Genomic DNA, 13,787 nt, shown 5'->3' with positions numbered 1-13,787 from the left:
ATAATATATTAAGCCGTTATAGCGGTTTTATTCATTTCAATAAAGCACACAAAATAGTAGTAAAATAAGCTTAAATAGCCATATTGAGTACTGCATCTTACCATGAAAATAGTGTTCATTGATTTTGTTGCATTACTGTAGGTTTACAAATATTTCCATCGGTAATCTATTCGCTAAAAACATTTTAATCTGCCAAGATCCTCTATCAATTTATATTAATCTATAAATGCGTTGAAAAAGAATATAGGTAATAAGTAGTAACCCCCACTATGGTAAATTCATCAAGCGTTGTTCTTTCATTTATGTGTTTAGGTAATATTATGTAGAACTTGCAATTAACTTCTTTAATCTTCTAATTTCATTAATTAATTTTGGTATATCTTGTCGAGCATGAGCAATAAATTCTTGATCGGCAATAGTTGCACCAATAAGTTCAATATCTTCACCGCGGTTATTTTTATCACCTGTCATAATAAAATTACTGCCACTGTTATGATCGCGACCTTCAAGATAAGAGATCCAAGGACCTGCCGTTGCTTTCTCACATCGCATTTGTATCAGTTTTAATTCATCATCAGATAGATTAGTCGTTCGTTGCATAATCAACCTCGCAGGCAAATTGATGATAATGGATATTATTTTTTAGTTAATTGCATTTTTAGCTTTCTTATTTCAGGAGTTAGCGCAAAACAGTCCGCTAATGGTTCGTCAGATAATGACCAATACTCAATTAGTTCCATATGATAATGATAATCCTGCAATAAAAGTTTTAGGGCTTGATTAATCGTTAAGGTGGATACACTAATACCTGATGAAACTAAATCATTCGTGACATCCAGTATCAAAGTCATTAATATACGTTTTTGTGTTTTTGAATAAGTTGAATGAGTATAAGCACGAATATATCTATCTAACCATTCTTCGGTTCGGTATTGCTCTGGCAATTCATACGCCCAATCTTGAGTGAATTTATCACCACTTGGTAAATGTAAATCATGACATAGTTTTTTTAGTTCATACATCTTGCTTAATTTTAGATTTTAACGGTTATGTTGCTGATAATTACGTTACTTATAATTAAGTTAATTAGCCAAGATTCAGCGCAATATTTTTTGACTACGACTTCATTATGCTAACTTAATTCCAATTCGGAGCATTAAAGTATATTAATTCAAGTAATTAGCTAAATGATATTATTTTAATAATATTTGAAAGCATTGCAAATTTTTCACATGATCTTTTACAAAGAAGGGATTGCTTTTTGATCACATTCTATTCCTAATAGCAAACTTTCTTTATAAAAATGCGATTTCTGCAGCACCTATTTTTACTATTGACATGTTTTTCATTTTAATACCTATACCATGTTCACTATCCCCTGACCACGCAAACATCAAGCCGTACTCATCTTTTTCATCTAGCAATATGTAAATTTTTATTAATGAAATTTGTGATAGCGCTTTATTACCATCTTGATTATAAACTTGAGAGATATATGTAGTCATTTCATTATTGATGATGCTGTATAATTCAATTTGATGGGATGTAATGAAATCAATAGCATCTTTCATTTGCTTGTTATACTCAAATGATTCCAAATAAATAACTGGGATAGGTTGCTGACCAAAGCGGGGCAAAATAATATCTACTGCGATGCCTTCGTCTTCGACAACATAGCTTATGGTGTTTTGGCTATTTATCTTTTATTGTTCTTTATTCGCTTTGACAACAGGCTATAAATTAGAGCTAATCATAGCAAAGGTGGAATTATAGTACTCCTGATTGAATTATTTTTTGTTTTTTTCCTCCCCATTCATCATCAATCATATAGTGTGCGACGATTGGGGTTGAGGTAGCTACAAAAGTAAATTTATAAAAAACTTCATCACCTCACAAATTTCATAATACAGCGAATACAATGGCGCACTTAATGGTAAGTCAATGGTAAACTTTTCTGTAGCAGAGGCAACTTCAACGTTATATTCATGATGGGTGTAAAAAGGAATAGCAATACATCGTAAGGTTTGAGTATCTATTGTAAAACTATCTGCTAATGTTAAAAAAACATTTGCGCCGAAAGTATCATCAGGTAACGGATCAAAAATGGCATAATCACGATGAATCACTGCACCTTGCTCAATGTTTTTCTGCCCCCACTGCGACAACGCTTCACAATACGGTTTGGATCTGACTAAAATTTGACTATTTGATATTAACAAATCCACAATTTGTTGGTTATTTTGCCTCATAAATAATACTCGCGTTTACATTTGATAAAATCATCAAACCCAAAATAATATTTATTATAAGTAATATATATTATCAATATTTGGCTTATTGTAGAATAACGTTCTATGTTAGGCTTGTTATTGCTAATTCTTAGATAAAACAAGGTTAATTGGGTTATTTAATTCGATAATTATTTTAAAATTAGCGCTGGATTGTACTATAAGGAAATTGTTAGGTAGTTCAATTGCATTAATAAATGGATTTGATGTTTCAAAATAAATCACCCATTTTAAAGCATTTTCTGGTGTTAAGTAGGCGATAAAACCTTCAGAGCCATAACTCCCCTCTCCCAAATAGCAGTTATTGCCATCATTTAGGGTTATTTTTTTGATGATATCAATACTAGTTATATTATCAGGATCTTCGCTCAAAAAAAGATTCAAATTAAATGGCTTCCCCTTTTTTATAAATAATTGGGGATAAAATTGGGTTGTAAAAGAAATTGAATCACCAGTGGCAAAATAAATGCCATCTTTTATCGGTAGTGTTTGCCTATCCCATAACGCCAATATTTTAGTCATCTAATCATCCTTTAATACTTATAAATAGATATCAAAAAGCATTTTGTTGTATGTACCCTGAAATACTCGTTTTATACAATTGTTATTAATTATCATTACCTGATTTATATGGAATATTAATGAAGTTAACTTTTTGTTTTTCAAATTTTCCTTTATATTGCTTTAAAGTTGAATGATTAACTACACTGTATTTATCTAACTCATGATACAAAGTGCCATCATCCTCCCAAGAACATAATGGGCAAACATCGTATTGCCCTTGATGTTCTAAGGTTAAATAGCTACAACATGGGCATATATGCAAAATATCTTCATCTCCAATAATAGTGATAGGTTCATTATATAAATCACTAATGTATTTTTTTAAATAGTGATTAGAATATCCTTTCAGCTTAATATCAATAAAATAGTCCAATAAAAATGTTTGAACGGCACCATCAAAAATACTTGTATATGTTAAAGATTGACCATGCTCATCAAGGTAATCAGCAAAGAGAATATTCTCAATCTCTTTTGTTGGATATTGTATAATCATATTAATAGCTAATTGTGTTAAAGCAAGTTTACGGCTAAGTGTTTTCATTGCAAATGCCCTATCATTATTCCATTTCTCACGTATAAATTAACCTATCTATTTCATGATTTTATGCAAAATTAAATGTTATTTAATATGTCACAATTAAAGTTACTTTGATTTAGGTTCATCTATTTAAAACCAATCTTTTGATATCATTAAATATGTTGTAAAGCTTCAATGTGATTTTCCTTCATCATTGATAGTATTAAGTTTTATTGTGGTTGAAATTATCTAATTTAAACAAAAGATAGTCATATAATTTTTCCGCAAAAAAATTAGCATGTTCACTTTTTACTATTAAATTAAAAAAATAATATTGATCATACAACTCATCAATCATAGGGTCGGAAAGCATAAAAAACTCAAGGTATGCTAAATATAATTTTTTTATATCATTAGAGATTTCTTCTAAAGAAATATGATAATTTGTTATATCATAAAAAATATTAGTGTATTGATTATTAATCTTACTTAACTCTATAAAAGGAGCTCGCTTTTTCTCACAAAGCGCCCAATGAAGAGCCCTTGCCTTATCATTGCTATAAATAAATTTCATAATTTATAGAAAGTCCTCACGTTGTTTATAGTAAGTTGAAAAACGATTAGGGTTGGAATCTACATAATAAAACAAAATTAATATCCTATCATCAATAAGACATAGGGTAATTACATCACAAAAATAACGATTATAGATTTAGCTAAATGTTTGGTAAACTAGCCATTTATAATGACTAAAAAAACTAAACAACTAATGCAACTACAACATACTTGCTCAACTCATTTTTAATTGATCCTCCTTATTTAGCACATAATGAAAATAAAAATAATTTCCTTTTTTATTTTTTAGCGTACAATCAAAATCATCCACTCACGTAGGTAATGTTATGTTATATAATAACAAATACATACACCATCATAGTTGTCATGGTAATTGTCAAAATATAGCGCACAATCATATACAGATACCTCATGATATAAATTGTCATCAAGAATCCACGCCTTGTTGCGGAGGAGATACACATACTACCAAATCCCAAAGTCGCTTTGACGATCCTCCAGAAGATCCTGATAGGCAAAGCCAACATGTTAAATTAACATGGAAAATAGCCGGTATGGATTGTGCCAGTTGCGCTCAAAAAATTGAAAATGGTTTAAAAACCTTACCCAATGTTAGCCAAACAAAGATGATATTTTCTACCGAAAAATTAATGGTTTTTGTTCCCAAAAAAAATCAGGAAATTATTCAATTAATTGAAAATAAAGTTATCGAGTTGGGTTATAAACCTATTTTCGAGCCTTCCAATAACCATTCGCATCATCACGATCATCATCATTTTGACAAAAAGGCACTAATCCCTTTAGTTGTATTAGGAACTTTAATTGTGATGAGTTATATCCTGTTATTATGTAATCAAACCGTTGGCGAATATGCATTTATGGCAACGGCAATAATAGGGTTAATTCCTATTTTGAAAGAAGCATGGATTTTAACACGTAATGGTACACCATTTGCTATTGAGTCGTTGATGAGTGTGTCGGCTATTGGTGCATTATTTATTGGTGCAGCAGAAGAAGCCACCATGGTCATTTTTTTATTTATGATTGGTGAAATGCTGGAAAGCATAGCAACAAATAAAGCCAAAACGGGGATATCATCACTTGCTAAATTAATGCCAGAAGAAACTGTGATAATTATTGATGGCGAACGAAAAACTGTTGCTAGCCATAGTTTAAAACCCAATGATATTATTGAAATTTCATCGGGTGGACGTTTACCCGCCGATGTCATTTTAATAAGCGAACAAGCCAATATAGATGAAAGCGCATTAACAGGGGAATCTATCCCGATTAATTATCTTTCTGGTGATAAGATTTTGGCGGGATCGCTAGTGGTTGATAATACGATTCAACTTAAAGTAGTTTCAGAAGTTGGACAAAATGCGGTTGATCGCATTTTACAACTCATTGAAGATGCCGAAGAGCGCAAAGCGCCTATTGAACGTTTTATTGATAAATTTAGCCGCTATTACACGCCAGCAATTGCTTTGTTTGCACTATTAGTAATTATTGTGCCACCATTATTACTTAATTATGATTGGTATACTTGGTTTTATCGTGGCTTGACATTATTATTAATTGGATGCCCTTGTGCACTAGTTATATCAACACCAGCGGTAATAACATCGGCTTTATCTAATGCCGCAAAACAAGGAGTGCTAATTAAAGGTGGTGCAGCTTTAGAGCATATTGGTTCTGTTAAATTGATTGCGTTTGATAAAACAGGCACCTTAACCAAAGGTCAACCACAAGTAACCGATGTAATTAATCAAGGTATAACAAAAGAACAGTTATTAACATTAGTTGCTGCGATTGAAAGTGGGTCACATCATCCCATAGCTAAGGCGATTGTTGATTATGCATTACAAAATCAACTAAGCATTAATGAGGCTAATAATCGTAAAGCTATTGCGGGAGTTGGTATTCAAGGCGAAGTTGATCACAAGACTTTTTATATTGTTTCACCAAACAAAGTAGCAACCGTTTCACTACCTTTAAATAATGAACACGCCCAAATCATTGAGGAGCTTGAAAATGCAGGTAAAACAGTGGTAGTTGCAGTGACAAGTCAACAATTGATAGGCATTATTGCATTGCAAGATGTATTGCGTTCAGATGCAATTACGACAATGAATGAACTTGATCGGCTTGGACTCAAATCTTTAATGTTAACAGGAGATAATGCACGAGCAGCTAAAGCCATTGCCTCTCAATTAAAAATGGACTATCGCGCCGAGCTATTACCAACCGATAAATTGGTTGAAATTGAAAGAATTCGTAATACCATGCCAATTGCTATGGTGGGCGATGGTATTAACGATTCACCAGCAATGAAAGCCGCAACGGTTAGCATTGCTATGGGAGGAGGTACAGATGTTGCATTAGAAACTGCCGATGCCGCATTAACTAAAAATAGCTTGTCTAGTTTACCTAAATTAATTCATTTAACACGCTTTGCCCGTCGTAATATTAAACAAAATATTACGATTGCATTAGGGGTTAAGTTAGTATTTTTAATTACTAGCTTATTTGGTTTTACTGGACTATGGCTCGCTGTGTTAGCCGACTCAGGCACAACTGCGATTGTGACGGCAAATGCTCTTCGAGTTTTAAGATTTAAAAATAAAAGTTAACAACTCTATTATTTAACCTATTTCGCTTAAAAAAAGTGGAATAGGTTTCTCATGTTTTTGAAAATTATCATTCATCACTTCTTAAAGATATTTCACCACCAATATAAGCGTCGATTTTACCATTTTTTTCTAACATTAGGGCGCCTTGCTCATTGATGCCTTTAGCAACCCCACGAATGATGTTTTCGCCAATTAATAGTTTTATTGGACGATTAGTAAAGTTGTCTAATCTATTCCAATCGTTAATAAATGGCGTTAAACCATATTTTTCAAATTCCGTTAATTTACTTTTTAAGGCCTTAGCAATCTGTGCAACTAACAAATTACGATTAATATTACCTAAATTAGCCCATTTTTGGTTAACAATATTAATATCTGGATTAGTCATAGTTAAATTGACACCAACACCAATGACAACATGAGCACAATCCCCCGTTTTCCCTGCTAATTCAACTAAAATACCTGCTAGCTTTTGATCATTAAGATAAAGGTCATTTGGCCATTTAACTTTGATATCTTGACCTGATAATGCACGTAAAGTGTCTGCAATAACGATACCAACAACTAAACTTAGCCCCATTGCTGCCGCTATACCTTGATCTAACCGCCAATACATCGAAAAGTAAATATTACTACCAAACGGAGAAAACCATTTACGTCCTCGTCTTCCTCTCGCTTTTGATTGAAATTCAGCTGCACAGCAATTACCAGACGTGAGTTGATCAATGCGATCGAGCAGATATTGGTTAGTCGAATCAATAATTGGCAATATTTCGCAATGACTATTTGACTGGTAATACTGGTCAATTTTAGCTTTATTGAGTAAATCCAGAGGAGATGCAAGGCAATAACCTTTGCCTTGTACTGACGTTAGCGCTATTCCCCATTCACGCAGCTGTTTAATATATTTATTAATACCAGCGCGAGTTATACCAAATACATCTGCCAACTCTTCGCCTGAATGAAACTGTCCATCAGAGAGTATTTCAATTAATTTAAGTGGATTTTTGTAACTGCGCATCCGTTCCTCTTTTTTTAGCTAACAAGATTATGAAGTATAACGAAATTATAGCAAAACTGACAAATAAATAAGCATTACTGGTTTTATCCATAATAAGTGCTATTAGTGCAGGAGCAATCAAGCTACCCAAGGTATTGGTCAACAGCATAGCTTGATTCATCGCCACAATATTTTGTTTTTTTACACACGAACAGGCCCAAGCCATGGATATTGGATAAATAGTGTAAATGGTTGCACCTAATAAAATAATCGCAAAAACACCAAACCAATTAAATATTAGCATTACGCATGCGGTTAGCATTAACAATGACTCAACCAGCAATATAATTTGCCGCCCAAATTTATCAGCACACCAGTTAGCAGGCATTTGCGCAGCCACTCCAGATAGAATAAGTAAAATCATCCAATTAGCAACTTGAATATCACTATAACCTAGATGCGAATAATAAACGGGTAAGAGCGAATATAACGATCCAATTAACATACCTGCAATAACGCAACCAATAAGCCCAATACGTGAAGGTTTATTTAATATCATTGGCATGATATTAAAACTGCTGCTCTTTCTTTTTGGTAATTTATAATGAGTGAGCAAAATAAATAAAATTGCTAATCCCATTAATAATGTAATAACCAATCCAAAATACAATACATCTTGTGGAAAGTACTGTAATAGAGCCTGCCCAAGAACTGTTCCTAAATAGTAAGTAGTTAAATAAACTGCCAGCATTTTACCGCGAGTACGCACACTGCCAGTAACTAATATGCAACTTTCAATGACTACCCAAGTGACAGCACAAGCAATGCCAATAAAAAACCGCCACACTATCCAGCTATAAAAATTCATTGAAAAACCTAGGCCAATTGTTGCTATTGCAAAAATAATGCAACTATAAGTGTATGTGTAACGAGCATTGAATTTACTAATAAACCAGTTGGCAAAAATAGTACCAATCAAGTTGCCAGTAAAATAACTTGAACCCACAAAACCAATTTGCCCGAGCGAAAACTCATTACGCACTAACCACAGCGGCACTTGCGTATTTAATGCTGACAATGAGATTGTCACAAAGAGTAAACTAGTTAATAAAATCGGAAATGAATACGAACGTTTCATAGTGTTATTGAGTTTAATTTATGGACTAAATTTGCAATCAATTATAATTTTTGCTAATTACAAATAATTGTCTGCATCAATTTCGCCCGTGTTGCCGATAAACCGGATTTCTGGCGATAAATTCACCAAGAACTTTTGTAAAACGCTTTTTTTAATAAAGCGTGCTAATTCAACCACATCTTCCGCTGTTGCGTGACTTTTATTAACTAATACCAACGCTTGTTGTTGATGCACAGCAGCACCACCTATTTGATATCCTTTTAGATCACATTGCTCAATAAGCCAGCCAGCGGCTAATTTTGTTTGATGATGATCTTGTGGATATATTGGCATGTTTGGATAAATTTCAAGTAGCTTGTCTGCCACAATTTTATCGACTACAGGATTTTTAAAAAAACTGCCTCCATTGCCAAGCACTTTTGGATCGGGCAATTTACTGCGCCGAATGTCACACACTTTATCAAATATTATTTTTGCCGTAACACTTTTAGGGTCAAAGTTTTGTAATTCTCCATAAGTTAAAACTGGTTGCCAATCTTTTGGTAACTTGATTCCGACATTAATAACCGCATAGCCTTGCAAATACGCTTTTTTGAAGATACTTTCACGATATCCATATTGACCATCGGTGACAGTGATAATTTTACCTGTAGCAAGCTCAAGCAGTTCCACATAATCAGCAACTTTTTGAAACTCAACACCGTAAGCGCCAATATTTTGAATGGGCGCAGATCCAACACAACCAGGAATCAATGCAAGGTTTTCTAGCCCTGATATATTTTGTTCGATAGTTGTTGACACTAAATCGTGCCAAATTTCACCAGCCCCCACTTTTAAATGCCATGCTTGTTCAGTTTCGATTATGGTCATCCCTTTGATTCGATTAACAATAACAATACCATCAAAGTCACAAGTAAAAAGCGAATTACTACCTTCACCAATAATCATAATGGGCAAATTTTGGGAGTTATCTTGCCAAACTTGTTGTAATTGCTCAACGGTGGTTACAGTAATAACTTTTAGTGCAAAAACAGTAAGACCAAAAGTGTTAGGAATTTTTTGTTTCATTGATAACTACCTTTTTATTTTTGTATATATGCCCAAAAATGAATCTATTTTATATGTTATTTTTTTATAGCTTGGAATTTTTCGTATTTAGCAACTATATTACCACATTGGGTAATCTTATTTTATTAATTATTTAAGCGTGGGTTGCGCAGAATTTGTATAAATTTGCTATTGAATCAGTTTAATAAAAACAGGTTTATTCGCATTTTTATTTCAAAAGTATGACTAAGATCAAATTCCTTGCTCTATTTAAGCAAATATTCGCCTAAAGTAGCGCTTAAATCTTTTTTGTTTTTTGTTATCGTGTATTATAACTAGCTGAATAATGTTTTTATAAATTATAATCAACTTATTTAGTCAGCACAAAATGCAGTGATTATTATTTAACTAGCTATTATTGATTACATTGCTTATGAGTTAGAGGAAATTATGAAAAGAGTTTTTATTATGATCCTAGATTCGTTTGGGATCGGTGGCGCTGAGGATGCAAAAAAATATGGTGATGAAGGCGCTAATACTTTAGGTCATATTGCTGAAGCTTGTGCTTTAGGTAAAGCAGAGCACGGTCGTAGCGGCCCATTAAAATTGCCTAATTTAAGCAAATTAGGTTTAATAGAAGCGGCATATGAATCAACTGGTCAATATCCTAAAGACATGAAAACTGAAAGCGAAATTATTGGCGCATATGGTTATGCTAGCGAAATTTCTTCTGGTAAAGATACACCATCAGGGCATTGGGAAATAGCTGGTGTGCCCGTACTTTTTGACTGGGGCTATTTTACAAATACAACTAACAGCTTTCCTCAAGATCTTTTAAATAAAATTATTTCTCGAGCAAAACTCCCTGGCTACCTTGGTAATTGTCACTCTTCAGGCACAATTATTCTTGATGAGCTTGGTGAAGAACATATGGCTTCAGGAAAACCTATTTTTTATACTTCTGCTGATTCTGTATTCCAAATTGCCTGTCATGAGGAAACATTTGGTTTAGATAAGCTTTATGAAGTTTGTGAAATTGCTCGTGATGAGCTTAACAAAGGCAATTATAATATCGGTCGAGTTATTGCTCGCCCATTTTTAGGCAATAAGTCAGGCGAATTTGTACGTACAGGTAATCGCCATGATTTAGCAGTTGAGCCACCAGCACCAACAATGATTAAGAAGCTAGTCGATGAAAAACAAGGTACCGTTGTGTCAATCGGTAAAATTGCTGATATTTATGCACAAGTTGGTATTACCAAAAAAGTGAAAGCAACTGGTCTTGAAGCACTATTTAATTCATCGCTTGAAGAAATAAAACAAGCTAAAGATAACACGATTGTATTTACTAATTTTGTTGACTTTGACTCCTCTTACGGGCACAGACGAGATGTATCGGGTTATGCTGCCGCATTAGAATATTTTGATAGTCGCCTTCCTGAAATGTTAGCACTTATTAAGCCTGGTGATCTGCTTATTATCAGTGCCGATCATGGTTGTGATCCAACTTGGCCAGGAACCGATCATACTCGTGAACATATTCCCGTCATCGTTTACGGTGATAGCGTGCCTGTTGGATCTTTGGGGCATCGAGAGACATTTGCAGATATTGGGCAAAGTGTTGCTGATTACTTTGATTTGTCACCAATGGATTATGGCAAATCATTTATTCGTAAATAACGATTTTTTAGTTAGTGTAGTACATTTTTAGTAATAAATTGAGGAGAGTTAAATGCCTACCCCACATATTAACGCCACCGATAATGCTTTTGCTCAAACGGTATTAATGCCTGGCGATCCATTGCGAGCTAAGTTTATTGCCGAAACTTTTTTAGAAAATGCAAAAGAAGTGACTAATGTAAGAGGAATGCTTGGTTTTACAGGCCACTATAAAGGTAAGCAAGTTTCTGTTATGGGACATGGTATGGGGATTCCATCTTGTTCTATATATACAACCGAATTGATCAAATTTTATGGTGTTAAAAATATCATTCGTATCGGTTCGTGTGGCGCAATCAGTCCTGATGTTAATCTTGGTGATGTTGTTATTGGCTTAGGTGCTTGTACCGATTCAAAAGTCAATCGTTTACGTTTTAAAGATCACGATTTTGCCGCTATCGCCGATTTTGGTTTGACTTGCAATGCCGTTAATGCTGCTAAAAACTTAGGCGTAAATGTTAAAGTTGGCAATCTTTTTTCTGCCGATCTGTTTTATAGTGTTGAACCTGATATGTTTGATATTATGGAAAAATACAATATTTTAGGCGTTGAAATGGAAGCAGCGGGCATTTATGGTGTGGCTAGTGAATATGGAGCTAAAGCATTAACAATTTGTACAGTATCTGACCACATACGAAAAGGCGAAGCAATGTCGGCAGAAGAGCGACAATTAGGCTTTAAAAATATGATTAATGTTGCGTTAGAATCGGTATTACTTAATTCAAATTAAAATTAATGGCAGAATTTCTGCCATTTTTTTTAGGTTAAAAACAAACCAACTAATTGTCGCATTAGCTGTAAACCAACAGCTTTAAACGTGAATATTTTTAGCGTTATAGCTAGTTTTTAATAGCGATAACAAATTTTTATTTATTCATTAATTTTTATCTAATAGTAGAGAAGATCTCATTTAATAAGGAACCATAAATGAATATTAAGTTACAGCTTAAAGTTATATTTTTCTTGCAATTCTTCATCTGGGGGAGCTGGTTAATAACTTTAAATTATTATCTAGAGCACCAATTAAATTTTACTAGCATTGAAGTCGCTTCAGTATATAGCTCAATAGCGATAGCCTCATTAATTATGCCAAGTTTAATGGGAATTATTGCTGATAGATGGATACCGGCCAATCGCCTTTATATTATTTGCCACTTGATTGGTGCTATAACATTAGCTATCGCCGCGTTTATGACAACACCGGTGATGATGACAATTGTCATGTTAATTCACTGCTTAGCTTTCATGCCGACTATCGCTATTTCCAATTCAATTGCTTACTCATGTTTAAACTCTCAAGGCCTTGATGTTATTGGTCAATTCCCTAAAATTAGGATATATGGTACAGTCGGTTTTATTATCGCTATGTGGCTAGTTAGTTTCTTAAAATTAGAATCAAGCAGTATGCAACTTTACATTGCTGCAATAGGTTCTATTTTACTTAGCCTTTACTCGTTAACACTGCCTTTTATTCCTACATCACAAAATAGCAGTAAAGAAAAATCACTGATTAGCTCTTTAGGATTAGATGCCTTTGTATTATTTAAACAACCTAAAATGTTTGTTTTTTTTCTGTTTGCGGCTTTGTTAGGCGGAATCTTACAAATTACCAACACGTTTGGTAATAGTTTCTTACATAGCTTTGATAATGCTGCTGAATTTAAAGATAGTTTAGTTATTCAATATCCTGCTGTATTACTTTCTATTTCGCAAATATCAGAAGTCGTCTTTATCTTATTTGTGCCTTTCTTCATGAAACGCCTAGGTATCAAATATGTCATGCTGATTAGTATATTTGCTTGGGTAGCTCGTTTTGGATTATTTGCTTATGGTGATCCATCTCCTGTCGGTTTTGTATTGCTACTGCTTTCAATGATTGTTTATGGTTGTGCTTTTGACTTCTATAATATTTCAGGCTCCATGTATGTAGATAAGACTGTTTCATCAGATATCCGTAATAGTGCACAAGGGCTATTTATGATGATGACAAATGGTATTGGTGCTTATATTGGTACCATGGCTAGTGGTTTTGTGGTTAATTACTATACAATAGAAAAAATTGTAGATTGGCATTCTGTTTGGCTTATATTTGCGGGCTATTCATTAGTGCTTGCAATTGTTTTTGTTTTTATTTTCAAAAATGATGCCACTGATAAAAAATTAGCCTAAAAATCAAGCGGTGAATTGGCATTAACGTCCAATAATGTGAGTTTCACATTAACTACCTAGTTAATGTTGAAATAGATAGATAAGTTAGATTATTCTACTAATAATTTGTTCTATAAATAGGCAACAGATTAATTGT

At 33.5% G+C, this 13,787-nt stretch carries 14 protein-coding genes; 4 read left to right on the top strand and 10 right to left on the bottom strand.

All coding sequences use genetic code 11. The features are described 5' to 3' along the window. Nucleotides 1-318: 318 nt before the first annotated feature. From A9G42_RS07430 to A9G42_RS07400, 7 genes are all read right to left on the bottom strand, one after another. On the bottom strand, nt 319-600 hold the full coding sequence (locus A9G42_RS07430) for a hypothetical protein (protein ID WP_065588104.1): 282 nt from the start codon (nt 598-600) through the stop codon (nt 319-321). A gap of 35 nt (nt 601-635) precedes the next feature. Then, entirely contained in the window at nt 636-1,022 is a 387-nt protein-coding gene (locus A9G42_RS07425) for a hypothetical protein (protein WP_065653091.1), read from the bottom strand. Nucleotides 1,023-1,295: 273 nt separating this feature from the next. Further along, a complete protein-coding gene (locus A9G42_RS07420) occupies nt 1,296-1,571 on the bottom strand; it encodes a hypothetical protein (RefSeq protein WP_143426126.1) in 276 nt (91 codons plus the stop codon). 285 nt (nt 1,572-1,856) lie between these two features. Beyond that, the gene (gene comJ / locus A9G42_RS07415; protein WP_218837787.1) at nt 1,857-2,249 is read right to left on the bottom strand and encodes a competence protein ComJ; all 393 of its coding nucleotides are present in this window, start codon (nt 2,247-2,249) and stop codon (nt 1,857-1,859) included. Between the two features lie 123 nt (nt 2,250-2,372). Continuing rightward, nucleotides 2,373-2,810: a hypothetical protein gene (locus tag A9G42_RS07410; RefSeq protein ID WP_065653089.1), complete on the bottom strand. Its 438-nt coding sequence runs from the start codon at nt 2,808-2,810 to the stop codon at nt 2,373-2,375. Between the two features lie 85 nt (nt 2,811-2,895). Next, entirely contained in the window at nt 2,896-3,393 is a 498-nt protein-coding gene (locus tag A9G42_RS07405) for a CPCC family cysteine-rich protein (RefSeq protein ID WP_065580349.1), read from the bottom strand. Between the two features lie 199 nt (nt 3,394-3,592). Further along, on the bottom strand, nt 3,593-3,943 hold the full coding sequence (locus A9G42_RS07400) for a hypothetical protein (RefSeq protein WP_065568109.1): 351 nt from the start codon (nt 3,941-3,943) through the stop codon (nt 3,593-3,595). A 328-nt stretch (nt 3,944-4,271) separates the two neighbouring features. Here A9G42_RS07400 and A9G42_RS07395 point away from each other — a divergent pair, with 328 nt between their 5' ends. Further along, entirely contained in the window at nt 4,272-6,578 is a 2,307-nt protein-coding gene (locus tag A9G42_RS07395; protein ID WP_065653088.1) for a zinc/cadmium/mercury/lead-transporting ATPase, read from the top strand. Nucleotides 6,579-6,645: 67 nt separating this feature from the next. On the opposite strand, the gene birA is transcribed toward A9G42_RS07395, so the two are convergent. Genes birA through murB form a run of 3 tightly spaced genes read right to left on the bottom strand, consistent with a single transcriptional unit; the run spans nt 6,646 to nt 9,784 of the window. Then, on the bottom strand, nt 6,646-7,599 hold the full coding sequence (gene birA / locus A9G42_RS07390) for a bifunctional biotin--[acetyl-CoA-carboxylase] ligase/biotin operon repressor BirA (RefSeq protein WP_065568111.1): 954 nt from the start codon (nt 7,597-7,599) through the stop codon (nt 6,646-6,648). Further along, the gene (locus A9G42_RS07385) at nt 7,574-8,716 is read right to left on the bottom strand and encodes an MFS transporter (protein ID WP_065642416.1); all 1,143 of its coding nucleotides are present in this window, start codon (nt 8,714-8,716) and stop codon (nt 7,574-7,576) included. The genes birA and A9G42_RS07385 overlap by 26 nt, the downstream gene beginning before the upstream one ends. Nucleotides 8,717-8,773: 57 nt before the next feature. Continuing rightward, on the bottom strand, nt 8,774-9,784 hold the full coding sequence (gene murB, locus A9G42_RS07380) for a UDP-N-acetylmuramate dehydrogenase (protein WP_065653087.1): 1,011 nt from the start codon (nt 9,782-9,784) through the stop codon (nt 8,774-8,776). A gap of 429 nt (nt 9,785-10,213) precedes the next feature. On the opposite strand from murB, the gene A9G42_RS07375 reads away from it, so the two are divergent. From A9G42_RS07375 to A9G42_RS07365, 3 genes are all read left to right on the top strand, one after another. Then, complete coding sequence (locus tag A9G42_RS07375; protein ID WP_065568114.1) at nt 10,214-11,443, top strand: phosphopentomutase; 1,230 nt, start codon at nt 10,214-10,216, stop codon at nt 11,441-11,443. Nucleotides 11,444-11,495: 52 nt separating this feature from the next. After that, entirely contained in the window at nt 11,496-12,212 is a 717-nt protein-coding gene (gene deoD / locus A9G42_RS07370) for a purine-nucleoside phosphorylase (RefSeq protein ID WP_065568115.1), read from the top strand. Between the two features lie 197 nt (nt 12,213-12,409). Then, nucleotides 12,410-13,651: a nucleoside permease gene (locus A9G42_RS07365; protein ID WP_065642415.1), complete on the top strand. Its 1,242-nt coding sequence runs from the start codon at nt 12,410-12,412 to the stop codon at nt 13,649-13,651. The last annotated feature ends 136 nt before the right edge of the window (nt 13,652-13,787 follow it).

Source organism: Gilliamella sp. Nev6-6 (genome assembly GCF_001690605.1).
Taxonomy (GTDB): Bacteria; Pseudomonadota; Gammaproteobacteria; order Enterobacterales; family Orbaceae; genus Gilliamella; species Gilliamella apicola_C.
This window is presented reverse-complemented; position numbering and strand designations above follow the sequence as displayed.